The sequence below is a fragment of the Lachnospira hominis (ex Liu et al. 2021) genome (assembly GCF_014287955.1).
Classification (GTDB): Bacteria; Bacillota; Clostridia; order Lachnospirales; family Lachnospiraceae; genus Lachnospira; species Lachnospira hominis.
On the sequence record NZ_JACOPD010000002.1, the window covers coordinates 370,574 to 386,930 of the forward strand.

Genomic DNA, 16,357 nt, shown 5'->3' on the forward strand with positions numbered 1-16,357 from the left:
CGTCCTCCTAAAACTGATTATAAATAAACTGACTTGATTCATATCCTATTCCATACACACCAAACACTGCTATTCCAAGGAATAACGCAAGGAATATAGTAAATCTTAATGCAAAGCTTTTCTTTGAAAGACGTTCTCTTACAGATTCTTCACGTCCTGCAAAGCTTACAATATACATAATTATAACACCTGCAAGTAAAAGAATATAATCCGGCAAAGAAAGTCCTATATTAAACATTCCACTGCCAAAAACACTTGCGTAATTAGCTGTTGTAAACATTGATATAAACTGTCTGAACGCATCTGCTATATTTCTGTGATAATCAAGCATCTGGAGCACACAGACAATAGCTGTTGTTCTTATAATCTCAAATACTTTATATGCTGTATACTTTTTAAGATGAAGCTTTCCGTCAACTTTTGCATATACAGGTTCAAGTTCCTGTGATGCAAGCATTATTATGCCGTTTAAAAGACCCCATACAATAAAGTTCCAGCTTGCACCATGCCACATACCTGTAACAAACCATACAACTATTGTTGCTGTATATATAGGAAATCTCTGTCCTATTCCTGTTGAAACATGCTTTTTAAGCCACTTTGAAGCTTTGTTCATCTTCTTTGACATGGAAATCGGATAGAATACATAATCCTTAAACCATGCACAAAGTGTGATATGCCATCTTCTCCAATATTCTGCAAGACTCTTTGAGAAAAATGGCTGTCTGAAGTTCTCCGGAAGTCTTATTCCAAAAAGTTCAGCGATACCTATTGTTATATCAATACCACCTGTAAAATCCGCATAAAGCTCAACAGCATATATTAACATTCCAAGAAATGCATATGCTCCTGTATATTTTGAAAAATCACTTGTAATTGTCGCAAGACCGATTGCAGCCCTGTCCGCAATTACCATTTTCTTGAAGTAACCCCAGATGATTCTCTGGATTCCCGACTCAAATCTCTCCCACGAAAATGAGTGTTCCTCAAACAACGTCTCTTTTAAATCTTTCCAGCGGCTGATAGGTCCCTGCATAAGCTGCGGGAAGAATGAAACAAATAAAGCAAATTTAAAAATATTGTTTTCTGCTTCTGTAACGCCTCTGTATACATCAATTATATATCCCATTGACTGAAATGTGTAAAATGAGATACCCATCGGCAATATAAAATTAACCGGCTTTAATGATGTAAAACTGATAAAAAGATTAGTATACTTTAATACCGCAAGAATTCCAAAGTTAAAAAGTATACATAAAACCATCCACATTCTCTGGTTCTTTTTTGTTTTTGCCTTATAAGCCTTCTTCTGCTCTTTTGTCATAAGGTCTTTTAATTTTTCCATCGCAAGCTTCTGTCTGTCAAAAGCCTTTTCTATCATTCGTGAGCAAAAATATGTTGAAATAATTGTGGCAATCATAAATATCGCACCACGCACTCCTGCCTGAAGATAAAAACAGACATTCGCACACAGAAGCATTATCCACTGCCACTTTTTAGGCACAATGTAATACATGAGGAGTACTGCAGCCACAAATATCACAAAACTAACAGATGTAAATAACATATATTCTCCATTCCTATCATTTTCTTTTTAATGTGCACATATTAATAAGTATACGGCGTCGTAGGTGTCGCCGGATATTTTGATACTGTACGTACATAATTATAATTGCCTTGATCAAGATATGCCTGAATCTCTGCATCTGTCTTCATAAAGCATGAAAATCCCGAACGCATTCTTGTAGAATCAAAATGATACCAGCCTGTACCGGCATCAACTAAAAGCCATGCATGATCACCTGTAGGTGAATTTTCATTTTCAAGCCACATTGTCTTAACACCTAATGCTTCAAGAAGTGCTTTGTCTACTGATGTGTAAGTAAAGCAGTCGCCTCCTGTATAATCAGACTTTTTAAGTTCTGTAAGTGCAAGCAATGCTTCATTTTCCCAGTTAGAACCGTCATAGGGTGTTCCTGTATAACCGATTTTGTTATGTGCATAATCAAATATAGCTCTTAACTTCTGTCCTGTAGACATGGAAGATGTGGTAATATTTCCAAGTATTTCCTCTGCAAGTGCCTGATATGTGCCAGCAACGGGTGCCGGTTTTTCTATTGTAATATTTGCAGTCTTAGTTGCAACATTGCCTGCCGCATCAACCGCCTTATATGTTACTTCGTATGTTCCCGGAGTATCTGTGTCAACCGCTGACTTATCAACTTCTACATCTACTTCACCGTCAACATCATCTGTTGCTGTAATACCCGAAAGATATGCTATCTTATCTCCAAGTGTGAATGTTTTATCTGCAGCTCCACTTATAACAGGAGCTGTCAAATCACGTTTATCTTCTTTTTTACTATCCTTTTTTGTCTCTGTCTTCTGTGTTCCTGCATTATTTGCCGAATCAGAATTAGCATTGACTGTCTTATGAAGACTAATTCCTATTGCAACTGCTATCACAATAAGCAGTACAAGAAGCAAAGCACCTCCGCATACAAATGAATATATATGCTTTGATATATATTTTTTCACTTTTTTAATCTGAACATCACGTCTGCGTTTTACTTTAACGCCTTTTCTATTTGCCATATTTTAGCCTTCTTTCGCAAAGTATAGTTTATAAATTTAATTGCATTTTCCGTTAAATTATAAAGCAAATACTTTACATTTTCAACTCTTTTAAGGCATTTTTAACATTGGTATTTAATTTAGTCCAATGCTGCATCAGGACAGCATGAACATCCTATCCCGAGTCCGCCATATCCAATGTGGCATGCAACTCCCATTGATAAATCATCACATCTTACATCCATTCCCGGAAATTCTTCACGAATCTGTGCCTCCCACTCTTTTGTAACTTCCGGCGATGCACTTGATGCTGCAAGAAGATTGACTTTACCTGCTTTATACCATTTTTCAAACTTTGTATTCAAGTCATTTTTCATTGCTTCTATCATGACTTTTCTTGCCTTATTAAAACCTCTGCACTTCTGATACACATCAAGCGTACTTACATCAAATTTCAGGACAGGCTTAATATTCAGAACTGTGCCAAGTGCCGCTGAAGCAGCTGATATTCTTCCACCGCGTTTAAGATTTTCCAGCGTTTCAACACCGACATATATAACCATATCTGACCTTGATGATTCCAGCATCTTTTTTATCCATGGTGCTACATATCCCTTTTCTATAAGTTCAAGTGCATCAAGAACAGAGCGGCGAAGCGGTGCTGAAACCCTGCCATTATCTACTACAAACACCTTGTTCTCATATTTTTCGTCTGAAGCAAGCATTGATGCTGTCGAACACGAACCGCTGAGTCCGCTGCTTATCGGTATGTAAATAATCTGCTCAAATTCTGTCAATGCCTCATCCCAGAACTTCATCACTTCAAGCGGTGACGGCTGCGATGTACTCACCTTTGCTCCATTTTTCAGTTTTTCAAGAAATTCTTCCCTTGTGAATGTCACCCCCTCATAACAACACCGGTTATCCACATAAAAAGGCATTGGAAGCACTTTTACTCCCAATTGCTCAGCTTCTTCCGGTGATATTCCGCTATGACTGTCTGTAACTACTCCTATTGGTTTCATAAAATATTCTCCATTTTCATAAACTATTATTGCGGCAGCCAGCCAAAGCTCATTCATTGGTTCGGGACTGCCGCTTAAACATTAAAGTTAATTATATCAAATATTTTGAAAATCTCAATATTTTTATAGGGTAATTAATAAATTTTTAATAGAACTTATTATTCCATTCCTATATCTCTTTATAAGAGCATGCAAATTTCTGTTTTGCCTGTTCTACCTTCTTGCTCTCCGCCTCTGGAGTAGGATATAAACCTTTATCATGCATAATCTTAAAAACATCATCCTGAATTTCATGCTCCTGCTCTAATATCTTTAACATTACGTTTCTTACATTTTCATGCACACATTCATTAGAAAATGTGTTGTAATTACCTGTCGCTGTTTTTACTGATGTAAGTGCATCATCAAGAGCTTCTTTTTCGCCGTAAACTGTCTCCATGTCAAATTGCCTCCTTTTTATTAAAGTTGATTGTAAAGCATATTGAAATGTCCCTGATGCTTATCGGAAATTTCTTTAAAACAATTTTTTACTTTGTCATCTTCCGCGTGCTCTGCAAGCATTTTAAATTTTTTTACAAGAAGTTCTTCTTCTTTAAGGCAATCATTTATTGCCGAAAGTTCTTTTTCTGATAACTCTGCCATATATGCCTCCCCAATAATTTATTATCACGAACAATTACAGTATTGTTCCAAAATAAAATTTTTATACTTAATTTTTAATTTGCATATTTACAAACATATGTTCGTGTGTTATTATTATATCAAACAAACGTTCGTTTTATTTTTATTTTACCGGAGGCAGCATGATGGTTATTCAATATGATATGGATTTGACAGAAAAGTTAAGAATTCTCGGAGACGCCGCAAAGTTTGATGTATCATGCAGTTCAAGCGGCGTTGACCGTAAGAATAACGGCAAAGGAATAGGCAATTCCAAAGCATGCGGCATATGTCACAGTTTTGCTGCTGATGGACGTTGTATCTCTCTTTTGAAGATCCTTTTTACTAATGAGTGTATTTTTAACTGCCGCTATTGTATCAACCGCTCTGATAATGATACTGTACGCACCAGTTTTACGCCTGAGGAAGTATGCACTCTCACAATGCAGTTTTACCGCCGCAACTATATCGAAGGTCTTTTTTTAAGTTCCGGCATAACGCACAATCCCAACTATACTATGAGCCAGCTTGTAGAGACTGTTTATCTTTTACGCGAGAAGTACCATTTTGGCGGATATATACACCTGAAGGCCATACCGGGTGCAGCGGCTGACCTTATTGAAGCTGCTGGTATGTATGCTGATAGAATGAGTGTTAATCTTGAGCTTCCGACTGCTGACGGACTTGCCTTACTTGCACCGCACAAGAGCCGCAAAACTATTCTCACTCCTATGCGTCAGATTCAGAATGGCATATATAAGAGCCGTGAGCTTCCTCTTATTGATAATAAGACTGCCTCTCTTCCCGGCAGTACTAACGATAACACTCCTGATAATTCTGACAGTAATTTTTATAATAACCACATAAGCACAGCAGACCGTTTTCATGCTCCAGGCATCATATCAGGCAGCAGCACACGCAATCTTTCTACAGTCCGACCGGTAAACAATTCATTTGTTCCCGCCGGACAAAGCACACAGATGATTATAGGTGCAACACCTGAGAGCGATTATCATATAGTCACTATAGCAGAAGCATTATATAAACAATATGATTTAAAGCGTGTATATTACTCTGCCTTTGTCAATGTCAATAATGATGACACTCTTCCAATCCAGAATGATTCGTCAGACGTTCCGCTGCTTCGCGAACACCGCCTCTATCAGGCTGACTGGCTTATGCGTTTTTATGGGTTTAAGTCAGCTGAACTTTTAAGCCCCGAAAAGCCTAATTTTAATATTTTCATTGACCCTAAGTGTGACTGGGCAATACGGCATCTGGAACATTTTCCTGTCGAGATTAACCGTGCTGATTACTATACACTTCTGCGTGTTCCCGGTATCGGCGTCAATTCCGCAAGACGTATTGTGCGTGCAAGACGCAGTGCAAAGCTTGATTTTAACGATTTGAAAAAAATCGGTGTTGTGCTTAAACGTGCCATATATTTCATAACTTGTCAGGGACACATGATGTATACAAATATGCACATTGAGCAGAACTTTATCACCAACAATCTTATAAGTTCTGAACAACGTAAGAATTATGAGATAAGCAGCCATGATACTTACAGACAGATGTCTTTATTTGATGATTATAATATAAAAAGCGGAGTTTAATCTTATGAATAATACAAATATTACCAATAAAACTATTTATCTTTGTGATGACACTATAGAAGGCATTTTCACTGCAATTTACAAGGCATGGGATAATAACCCCAAAACAACAGATGTAAGAATCCGCAGCAGCTCATCTTCATTGTCTTTTTTTGAAAGCTATGTAGAGACAGACACTGACTATGAACTTGCATTAAAAGTACATAATACTATAATCAGAAAGCTGTCTTGGGATATTTATTTTTATATATACAGAACCGCACTCTCATATGAAGAAGAACGTGCCTCATATATATACTCATTTTTAAAAAAGGCTTTTAAAACGGGTCCGGCTATTATAAATATGCTCCACGATGATGATGTACTAAAGATATTTAATATTGATAAACAGGTCGGACGTGAGTCACATAGCTTTTTGGAATTTGTACGATTTGAAGAACTTGCCAACAGTGTACTTGTAAGCCGCATAGAACCAAAGAGTAATATAATTCCTCTTATAAGTGAGCACTTTGCTGACAGATTACACTGTGAAAACTGGATAATACTTGATACCGGACGAAACTTCGCTGCCATACATGAAGCTTCAAAGCCTGTGTTTTTTTCTTATCTCACAGAAAGTGAACTTGCAAATTTTTCTGTATTATCAGACACAGAAAAAGGCTTCCAGAATCTTTGGAAAACATTTTTTGACACTATAGCTATAAAAGAGCGATGCAATCCAAAACTTCAACAGAGTAACATGCCGCTTCGCTACAGAAAATATATGAAAGCAGAAAACAATCCGGGACATGTATAAACACATGTCCCGGATTATTCTCACAAACAGCCTGCTACAGTCTGTTTAATCTGATTTTACTTGTAGCCGCGTGCACCTTTTAATCGTGCCATAGCTCTTGATAACGATGCCTGCGAAATATGATATTCCATTATGCTTTGCTTTGTTCTGAGCTGTTCCTTAGCTCTTTCCAACGCTGCTTCGGCACGGAATTTATCAATTTCTTCCGGCTTTTCTGCCGAATATACCAAAACATCGACTTTGTTATGGTCAACCTCAACAAGTCCATCTGAAACAATAGCATTCATCCATGTTCCGTCAGGAAGCTTGAATTTGATTTCACCAATTTCAACTGTAGATGTCATCTGCTCATGATTTGCCATGATTGCCATCTGACCATCATAAGCAGGATATATAAGTATCTCACATTCTCCGTCATAAAAAACCTTATTGCAGGCTACTATTTTCAATGAAAAAGTGCTCATACATGACACCTCTCTTAATTCTTAGCCATCTGTTCAGCTTTTGCCTTAACGTCATCAATATTACCTACGTTAAAGAATGCTGCCTCAGGATAGTCATCCATCTCACCATCAAGAATAGCTTTGAATCCTTCAATCGTCTCTTTAACAGGAACGAAACGTCCCGGAGTACCTGTGAAGTTTTCTGCTACAAAGAATGGCTGAGAAAGGAATCTCTGAACCTTTCTTGCTCTGTATACAGTAAGCTTATCTTCATCTGAAAGCTCTTCCATACCAAGAATTGCAATAATATCCTGAAGTTCTCTGTACTTCTGTAATATCTCCTGAACACGTCTTGCAACATTGTAATGTTCTTCACCGACAACATCAGCTTCAAGAATTCTTGATGATGATTCAAGTGGATCAACAGCAGGATAAATACCCTGTTCTACAATCTTTCTTGAAAGAACTGTTGTTGCATCAAGATGTGCAAATGTTGTTGCAGGAGCCGGGTCAGTAAGGTCATCGGCAGGTACATAGACAGCCTGTACTGATGTAACAGAACCATCCTTTGTAGAAGCGATTCTCTCCTGAAGTTCACCTACATCATTAGCAAGTGTAGGCTGATAACCAACGGCTGAAGGCATACGTCCAAGAAGTGCTGAAACTTCCGAACCAGCCTGAACAAAACGGAAGATGTTATCAATAAACAAAAGCACATCCTGCTTCTTAACATCTCTGAAGTATTCAGCCATTGTAAGACCTGTCTCTGCAACTCTCATACGAGCTCCAGGTGGTTCATTCATCTGACCAAACACTAACGCTGTTTTATCAAGAACTCCTGACTCTTTCATTTCTGTCCAGAGGTCATTACCCTCTCTTGAACGTTCACCAACACCGGTAAATATAGAATATCCACCTCTCTCAGTTGCTATATTATGAATAAGCTCCTGAATAAGAACTGTCTTACCAACACCGGCACCGCCGAACAAACCAATCTTACCACCTTTTGCATAAGGGGCAAGCAAATCGATAACTTTAATACCTGTCTCAAGCATCTCTACTACCGGACTCTGGTCCTCAAATGTAGGTGGTTCTCTGTGGATTGACCAATGTGTCTCATTTTCGAGACTCTCACCACCATCAATAGTATCACCGAGAACATTAAAAAGTCTTCCAAGTGTTTTCTCACCTACAGGGACTTCAATTGCAGAACCGGTAGCTACTACCTTCATATCACGGCAAAGACCTTCACTGGCTGCAAGCATAATACAGCGAACAGTATTATGTCCTATATGCTGTGATACCTCCATAACGCACTTTTTACCATTGTTAATAACATAAAGTGCATCCTTGATAGACGGAAGATTGTTATCACTAAACTCTACGTCAACTACAGGTCCTGAAACCTGTACAATCTTACCTATATTTTCCATAGTTGTAAGTCTCACCTCACTTGCTTCTTCTTTTTCTTTTTCAAAGCCTTGGCACCACCGATTACCTCAGTGATTTCCTGTGTAATTGCAGCCTGTCTTACTCTGTTATACTCAACCGATAATTCTTTTAACATTTCCTCGGCATTGTTTGTGGCGGACTGCATCGCCATCATTCGGGCATTCTCCTCACTGGCTGAAGCCTCAACTAAAGCACCATACATAAATCCTGTAACATAGTTATATACCAGTTTTTTAAGGACTTTTTTAGGTGATGGATATATAAAGAAATCGCCATCATTTTCATAAGTTCCTTTTTTATAATCATCGCTGTCATCTTCTGATGATTTAACATCTGGATTTTCATTACTGTTATAACTGTTACCACGTTTCTTCATTGCACTATCAAGCATTTCCTGCTTAATAAACTGGTGAGGTTTTAACGGAAGAAGCTGTTGTACTTCAACTTCCTCGCTGATGCTGCTCACCATTTTTGTATAGATAACGTATACCTCATCAAATACTTCTTCTTTATAAAGCTCAACAATAAGTTCAGATATAACTCTCGCACGATGAACTGACGGATTAGTTGCCGTATACCGGAAATCGGCATCCACAGGATAACCCTGTCCTGCAAAATACTGTCTTCCCAATTCACCGACAACATATAATTTATATTCATCCGACTCATCACACAATCTCTGTGCTTCTTTTATAACATTATGGTTATAAGCACCTGCCATACCCTTATCGCCTGTAAGCACTATAAATGCCTTTTTCTTGACAACTTCATGCTGGTCTTTGCTTCTGTTATCAAAGTATATATGTTCCATATCCGGAAAGTGATAAAGTATACTTGAAATCTGTTCCTGCAAACCGAAGAAATACGGTTCTGTATCTTCAAGCTGCTGTTTTGCTTTTCTAAGCTTCATTGAAGACATCATATACATTGCTCTTGTGATTTTCATTGTGTCCTGAATGCTTCTTATTCTGTTTTGAATTTCCTTTGCACTAGCCATAACACATCACTCCGTATTACTCTGTCATTGTTTCACTTTCCACACTCTTAGGCATTTTTACAGCCTTGAAACTCTCTGCTGCTTTTACGATAGAATCTTTTATATCATCTGATAATGACTTTGTTGTCTCAAGCTGATTAATAATATCAGTGTGATTCATATTGAAATCTGCAAGCATTTCTTTCTGGAAAGGCTTAACCTGTGCTGCTTCCAAATCACTGAATACGTGTGCATTTGCTGCAACAAGAGTTATAACCTGTTCTGCCATGCTCATTGGATGTCCGAGCGGCTGTTTTAATAATTCCATCAAAGCTTTGCCGTGAGCAAGCTGTTTCTTTGTACTTTCATCAAGGTCAGAAGAGAACTGTGTAAATACTTCCATCTCTCTGTACTGTGCCAAATCGATACGGATACTTCCGGCAGCTTTCTTCATAGCCTTAGTCTGTGCAGCACCACCAACACGTGATACTGAAAGACCTACATTAACGGCTGGTCTCTGACCTGCAAAGAAAAGCTCACTTTCAAGGAATATCTGTCCATCTGTAATAGAAATTACGTTAGTAGGAATATATGCTGATACATCTCCTGCCTGTGTCTCTATTATAGGAAGTGCTGTGATTGAGCCACCACCTGCTTCCGGTGTAAGACGACTTGAACGTTCAAGAAGTCTTGAATGAAGATAGAATACATCACCAGGATAAGCCTCACGTCCCGGAGAACGTTCAAGCAATAATGAAATTGCACGATATGCAACCGCATGCTTTGAAAGGTCATCATATACGATTAATACATCTTTGCCCTGATACATAAAATACTCTGCAAGTGCTGTACCTGAATATGGTGCAATATACTGAAGCGGAGCCGGGTCTGATGCTGTAGCTGATACAATAATTGTATAGGACATTGCATCATTTTTCTTTAATGTATTAACAAGCTTTGCTATTGTAGATGCTTTCTGTCCAATTGCAACATAAATACAAACAACATCTTTACCTTTCTGGTTAAGAATTGTATCCATCGCAATAGAAGTCTTACCTGTCTGACGGTCACCGATAATTAACTCTCTCTGTCCACGTCCGATTGGGAACATTGAATCAATTGAAAGAATACCTGTTTCCATTGGTACAGTAACTGACTTTCTGTCAACAATACTTGGTGCCGGAAACTCTATCGGTCTGAAACCTACAGATTCGATATCACCCTGTCCGTCAAGTGGTGCACCGAGTGCATCAATAATTCTTCCCTCGAAGGCTTCGCCTACAGGAATACCTGCCATCTTACCTGTACGTATAACTCTTGTTCCCTCTTTGATGTCTGTATCACGGCCAAAGAGGATAACACCGATTTCATCTCTTCTTACATCCTGTACCATTCCTTTTACGCCGCAGTCAAATACAACAATTTCGCCGTAAAATGCATGATCAATACCATCAACATTGGCAATACCATCACCAACCCAGTTTACAACACCAATTTCCTTGTCTTTTGCTTCAAGTTCAAAATCATCAATAGAACTTTTAAGTATAGAAACGATGCTTTCTTCACTAAATGTAGTATTTCTTGAAGAATTAACAGCCTTTGCTATTCTGTTCTCAAGCTGCTCAATTCTTCCTTTTTCACTCCAGTCGAACTCTCTTGTTCCGACACGCAGTACGAAACCACTCTTAATAGACTTATCTTCTTTTAATGTAAGTTCCATATCAGGATTGTGGAATTCTTTTGCAAGAAATGCCTTAATACCTTCTAACTGCTCATCTGTTGGAGCTGTAACATAGATTAACTGTGCCTGATTTTCTTTTGCTTCAGGCTTTCTTCCAAGTTCATCATAAGCTGTGCATATTTCATCAAACAGCCCGAAATCCATGTTATCACATAATATCTTTAAAAAATCTCTGATTTCCTTAGGAAATACTCTGTCAATAATCAGGTGTTTTTTCTCAATAGATACTGTTGGATCTTCAAATTCCGAACGTACCTGCGGCACAGCCTCGAGAACGTCTTTTACCTGCTGCAGTAATTCCTTAGGAGTTTCTGTTTTGCGTAAACTTGTCGCATAATCAATCGCTGCCTGTGTCACTGTTTATCACCTGCTTTATCTAAAAATTCATTATAAAGAGAACTGTCAACGTCAGCTCCACTGTTCTTTCCAACAACCTTTACCGCTGCATCAACTACCATATCGGCAATCTCTTTCTCAGCTTTCTTTAATATCTGAGTCTTCTGATTCTCAGCCTCAACAGCCGCATCTTCTTTAATCTGCTTAGCCTTGCTCTCTGCATCACCAACAATTCTCTGGTATTCAGCATCAGCTTTTTTCATTGTCTCCTGCATAGCCTTGCTCTTTTCTTCTTCAACGCTTGCAATTGACTTTGCATACTGAGCCTTTAATCCATCAGCTTCTGCCTGTTTTGCAGCAGCTTCATCAAACTGCTTGTCAGCTTCTGCCTGTCTTGCAGCTATAATCTTCTGAACCGGCTTGAACAAAAATATCTTCATCAAAACGAAAAGCAGTAAAAGATTGATTACGGTAAATAATAAATTCCAATCTAAACGGAGCATTTTACCAACCTGCCTTTCAAATTACTGTAACATAATAATAATCATCAATGCGATAACGAAACCATAAATAGCAGTTGCCTCTGCAAGAGCACAACCAAGAATCAATGTCTTACTAATCTTACCTTCTGCCTCCGGCTGTCTTGCAACTGCCTCTGATGCCTTACCTGTTGCAATACCGATACCGATACCAGCACCGAGACCGCCTAAAACTGCAATACCTGCACCAATTGCTATTAATGTATTCATAATAATTTCCTCCATTCATTCAAATGCATCACTTATCTGTAACCGATGCAAAAATTTGTTTTGTTTAAAATCATTAATTAAATTGTTTTGCTTTATTCAATTGCTTCTTTAATATAAAGCGAAGTCAGGAATACGAAAACATATGCCTGAAGCAAACCGTCAAATATATCAAAGTAGAGGCAGAATGCTGCCGGAACCACGATAGGAACAACGATTTTTAAAAGTTCCATGATAACGTAAGAACCTAATACGTTACCAAAAAGTCGCATACAAAGCGATAATGGTCTTGTAAAGACCTCAAGAATATTAATTGGTGTTACGATTGCTATCGGTTCTGTAAACTTATGTAACCACTTCTTAACACCTCTCTGATATATTCCTGCACCTTCAACTAAGACGATACTCATAATTGCCAATGCTGCTGTTACATTCAAGTCCTTAGTTGGGGATTTGAAACCGAAAAGACCAATAATATTGGCTAATCCGATATAAACAAGCACAGTTGTAAGATACGGTACATATCTCTTGCCCTCAGGACCTGTCATGTCCTCAACCATACCTGTCAGCTTGGTAACAATTGTCTCAGCCACTGCCTGTCTTTTGCTGATGTGGTCAATACGAAGATTTCTCGTAAGTATGAATGCTACAAGCACCATAACTGCCATGATAATCCACGTTACAACAACAGATTCAGATACACCAATACCTCCAAATATCGGAATAGTGAATACTGTTTCACAATTCAGCTCTTCCATCAGAGACTCTGTCAAATTGCCCATTTGTTTTATCACCTCCAGATTGTAATATATTAACTCCAATCGTGGTTATTTTATCACTCCGAAAATGTTTTACAAGTCCTTTTTTTGCGATATTGATAAATTTTTCACATTAGAAATTAGATTTGTGCATTTCATACAATTTTATCAATTATCAAAATGTATTTTTGTACCATTTTTGTTAAAAAAAGACTTGCAAAAATCAAATTTTTGTCAACAAAAAATGATTTACAAGTCTTTCATTATATTATATAGTCCTTTATTGCTACTTTACCATGACCAGTTAATTCTACTTATATTCTTCTCTTAATTCTTTTGCTGCTTTTACAAGATTATAAAGACTTGCAAGCGTCTCTTTTTCCCCTCTTGTTTTAAGTCCACAGTCCGGATTTACCCATAATTTATCTGCATCTATTTTTTCAAGCATCTTCTTTAGAGCTGATTTAATCTCATCTGTTGAAGGCACTCTTGGCGAATGAATATCATATACGCCAGGTCCTACTTCTGTCTTAAAATTATTTTCTTTAAGAGAATCAAGTATCTGTAAATCTGAACGTGATGCCTCAAAAGTTATAACATCTGCATCCATATCATCAATAGCAGTTATAATATCTGTAAATTCCGAATAACACATATGTGTATGAATCTGTGTTTCTGCTTTTACACCGCTGTGTACAAGTCTGAATGATGGAATTGCCCAATCAAGATACTGGCTGTACCAGTCAGTCTTTCTAAGCGGAAGCTTTTCACGAAGTGCTGCCTCATCAACCTGAATTACACTTATTCCTGCTTTTTCAAGGTCAAGCACCTCATCTCTTATCGCAAGTGCAATCTGATATGTACTCTCTTTTATTGAAACATCTTCTCTTGGAAATGACCAGTTAAGAATTGTAACCGGACCTGTAAGCATCCCCTTCATCGGTCTGTCTGTAAGACTCTGTGCATATACGGACCAATCAACCGTCATAGGATGATTTCTTGATACATCTCCCCAGATTACCGGCGGCTTAACACATCGTGTACCATAAGACTGTACCCATGCCTTTTCAGTAAACACATATCCATCAAGCTGCTCACCAAAATATTCAACCATATCATTTCTTTCAAACTCGCCGTGAACAAGTACATCTATATCAAGATCTTCCTGAATTTTTACCCATTCTGCAATCTTTTTCTTATTAAAATCAACGTACTCTTCTTTTGGTATCTCATTTTTCTTATAAGCACTTCTGTTAGCTTTTACATCAGCTGTCTGTGGAAATGAACCAATTGTTGTCGTAGGAAACATCGGAAGTCCGAATTCAGCTTTCTGTATCTTTTCCCTTTCGTTAAATGCCGGGAGTCTCACAAAATCCGATTCCTTAATATCAGCTACTCTCTTTTTTACCTTATCATTAAAACTGTTCACTCTTTTTATGCTAAAAAGTTCAATATTATCATTATATGCCTTTTCACTTTCAGGATTTTTATTATCTGCAAGATTCTTTAACTGTGAAAGTTCTGTAAGTTTTTCAACTGCAAATGAAAGATGCTTTGTATAATCTTCTGAAAGCCTGCTCTCATTTTCAAGTGTGTACGGTACATGAAGAAGTGAACAAGATGTACCGATAACAACATTGATTCCTGCATTTTTTAATCCAGAAACTGTTTCAAGTGTCTTCTTATAATTGTTCTTCCATATATTCTTTCCATTAACCAGACCGGCAAATAAAACTTTATCATTTGGAAAACCATATTTTTCAACAAGTTCTATTGTCTTTCTGCCCTCGATAAAATCAAGTCCGATTCCGTCAAAATCCAGTTTTACTACATTTTCATAGCAGTCTCTTATATCTCCAAAATATGTCTGTAAAAGAACTTTTATACTCCCCTTGCATTTAAGGAGTTCTTTATATATTTTTTCAAATAATGCTACATCATCATTTGTCAGATCATGTACAAGAAATGGCTCATCAAACTGAATCCATTCTGCTCCAAGCTTTTCAAATTTGCTGACATACGATTTATACGCATTAATTAATTCATCTACATAATCATCACATTTTTTACTTCCTGTATATTTTAAAAGCTTTAAAAGAGTGAATGGTCCCGCAATAACAGGCTTTGTCTTAACCCCTGCCGCTTTTGCCTCTTCATATTCATCAAACGGCTTGCTTCCTGCAAGTTTAATCTGTGTATCATCCTCAATTTCAGGAACCATATAATGATAATTGGTATTAAACCATTTTTTCATTGCAAGTGCTTTTACATCTCCGGCTTCGCCCTGATATCCTCTCGCCATTGCAAAATATCTCCACATAGGTGATACATCAAGATTAACATATCTTTCGGGAATAATATTAAATAATACTGCTGTGTCAAGCAGGTTATCATAAAATGAAAAATCATTTGACGCAATATAATCAATTCCTTTGCTGCTCTGTAACAGCCATTGGTTCTTTCTTATCTTCCCAGATGTCAGCTTCAATTCATCTTCATTTATCTCTCCTCTGAAAAACTTTTCTGTTGCAAATTTAAGCTCTCTTAATGTTCCAACTCGTGGAAAACCAATTACCGATGCCTTCATAAAATCCTCCTTGTTTTTGCGAAGCAAAAATCCGAATCCTATGATGAGGAGAGGATTTTAGCCTCCTTGTTTTGCGAAGCAAAATCCAAATCCTATGATGAGGAGAGGATTTTAGCCTCCTTGTTTTGTGTCATTGGTTTTATGCTAACATCGTAATTCAAATTTGTATAATACATAAATTAATGCGTTTGACATAGTTTCAGACTATACCAAACGCATTATCTTTTACACCTGTAATTATCTTAATTCCATGATATTACAAACGGCTTATTATTATGGATTTCAACATCAAGATTAACACCGTATACTTTATTTATAAGCTCTGATGTTATAATCTCATCCGGTTTTCCTTTTGCTGCAATTTGTCCATCTCTCATTGCCGCAATTTCATCACTGTAATAAAGAGCCTGGTTAATATCATGAAAAACCATTACTATTGTCATGCCAAATTCTTTGTTAAGCCGTCGTATAAGCTTTAATATCTGAAGCTGGTATCTTATGTCAAGATATGTTGTCGGCTCATCAAGAAAGAGCACTTTTGTGTCCTGTGCAAGTGCCATCGCTATAAATACACGCTGCTTCTGCCCTCCTGAAAGATTGGCTACAGCTTTATCTTTATGTTTATATGTATTGGTTATTTCCAATGC

16 protein-coding genes are annotated in these 16,357 nt (G+C 37.5%); 2 read left to right on the top strand and 14 right to left on the bottom strand.

All coding sequences use genetic code 11. The annotated features are described in order from the left end of the window. Positions 1–7: 7 nt before the first annotated feature. The 5 genes from H8S01_RS04260 to H8S01_RS04280 form a co-directional block, all read right to left on the bottom strand. A complete protein-coding gene (locus H8S01_RS04260; protein WP_186836292.1) occupies positions 8–1,567 on the bottom strand; it encodes an MBOAT family O-acyltransferase in 1,560 nt (519 codons plus the stop codon). Positions 1,568–1,608: 41 nt separating this feature from the next. Then, the gene (locus H8S01_RS04265; protein ID WP_186836293.1) at positions 1,609–2,595 is read right to left on the bottom strand and encodes a transglutaminase domain-containing protein; all 987 of its coding nucleotides are present in this window, start codon (positions 2,593–2,595) and stop codon (positions 1,609–1,611) included. A 119-nt stretch (positions 2,596–2,714) separates the two neighbouring features. Continuing rightward, on the bottom strand, positions 2,715–3,599 hold the full coding sequence (locus H8S01_RS04270) for a DegV family protein (protein ID WP_186836294.1): 885 nt from the start codon (positions 3,597–3,599) through the stop codon (positions 2,715–2,717). Between the two features lie 169 nt (positions 3,600–3,768). Continuing rightward, the gene (locus H8S01_RS04275) at positions 3,769–4,038 is read right to left on the bottom strand and encodes a spore coat protein (protein WP_021866403.1); all 270 of its coding nucleotides are present in this window, start codon (positions 4,036–4,038) and stop codon (positions 3,769–3,771) included. A 20-nt stretch (positions 4,039–4,058) separates the two neighbouring features. Next, on the bottom strand, positions 4,059–4,241 hold the full coding sequence (locus H8S01_RS04280; RefSeq protein ID WP_021866402.1) for a hypothetical protein: 183 nt from the start codon (positions 4,239–4,241) through the stop codon (positions 4,059–4,061). Positions 4,242–4,405: 164 nt separating this feature from the next. On the opposite strand from H8S01_RS04280, the gene H8S01_RS04285 reads away from it, so the two are divergent. Continuing rightward, positions 4,406–5,875: a putative DNA modification/repair radical SAM protein gene (locus H8S01_RS04285; protein ID WP_186836347.1), complete on the top strand. Its 1,470-nt coding sequence runs from the start codon at positions 4,406–4,408 to the stop codon at positions 5,873–5,875. Between the two features lie 4 nt (positions 5,876–5,879). Next, positions 5,880–6,671 carry a TIGR03915 family putative DNA repair protein gene (locus H8S01_RS04290; RefSeq protein WP_186836295.1) on the top strand — a complete coding sequence of 264 codons (792 nt, stop codon included), beginning with the start codon at positions 5,880–5,882 and terminating at the stop codon, positions 6,669–6,671. 56 nt (positions 6,672–6,727) lie between these two features. Here the strand turns inward: H8S01_RS04290 and atpC are convergent, their stop codons facing one another. The 9 genes from atpC to H8S01_RS04335 form a co-directional block, all read right to left on the bottom strand. After that, a complete protein-coding gene (atpC, locus tag H8S01_RS04295; RefSeq protein WP_021866399.1) occupies positions 6,728–7,135 on the bottom strand; it encodes an ATP synthase F1 subunit epsilon in 408 nt (135 codons plus the stop codon). Positions 7,136–7,149: 14 nt separating this feature from the next. Next, positions 7,150–8,547 carry a F0F1 ATP synthase subunit beta gene (atpD, locus tag H8S01_RS04300; protein WP_021866398.1) on the bottom strand — a complete coding sequence of 466 codons (1,398 nt, stop codon included), beginning with the start codon at positions 8,545–8,547 and terminating at the stop codon, positions 7,150–7,152. Between the two features lie 11 nt (positions 8,548–8,558). Continuing rightward, a complete protein-coding gene (gene atpG / locus H8S01_RS04305; RefSeq protein WP_186836296.1) occupies positions 8,559–9,563 on the bottom strand; it encodes an ATP synthase F1 subunit gamma in 1,005 nt (334 codons plus the stop codon). A gap of 16 nt (positions 9,564–9,579) precedes the next feature. Next, positions 9,580–11,640, bottom strand: a complete 2,061-nt coding sequence (gene atpA / locus H8S01_RS04310; protein ID WP_021866396.1) for a F0F1 ATP synthase subunit alpha — start codon at positions 11,638–11,640, stop codon at positions 9,580–9,582. After that, complete coding sequence (locus tag H8S01_RS04315; protein WP_021866395.1) at positions 11,637–12,122, bottom strand: ATP synthase F0 subunit B; 486 nt, start codon at positions 12,120–12,122, stop codon at positions 11,637–11,639. The genes atpA and H8S01_RS04315 overlap by 4 nt, the downstream gene beginning before the upstream one ends. A gap of 21 nt (positions 12,123–12,143) precedes the next feature. After that, positions 12,144–12,368, bottom strand: coding sequence for an ATP synthase F0 subunit C (gene atpE, locus H8S01_RS04320; RefSeq protein WP_021866394.1), 225 nt, complete (start codon positions 12,366–12,368; stop codon positions 12,144–12,146). A 92-nt stretch (positions 12,369–12,460) separates the two neighbouring features. Further along, the gene (locus H8S01_RS04325) at positions 12,461–13,147 is read right to left on the bottom strand and encodes a F0F1 ATP synthase subunit A (protein WP_021866393.1); all 687 of its coding nucleotides are present in this window, start codon (positions 13,145–13,147) and stop codon (positions 12,461–12,463) included. Positions 13,148–13,433: 286 nt separating this feature from the next. Then, positions 13,434–15,710 carry a 5-methyltetrahydropteroyltriglutamate--homocysteine S-methyltransferase gene (metE, locus tag H8S01_RS04330; RefSeq protein WP_186836297.1) on the bottom strand — a complete coding sequence of 759 codons (2,277 nt, stop codon included), beginning with the start codon at positions 15,708–15,710 and terminating at the stop codon, positions 13,434–13,436. Positions 15,711–15,952: 242 nt separating this feature from the next. Continuing rightward, positions 15,953–16,354 (bottom strand): ABC transporter ATP-binding protein, encoded by a 402-nt coding sequence (locus H8S01_RS04335; protein ID WP_021866391.1) that lies wholly within the window; start codon positions 16,352–16,354, stop codon positions 15,953–15,955. Between the last annotated feature and the right edge of the window lie 3 nt (positions 16,355–16,357).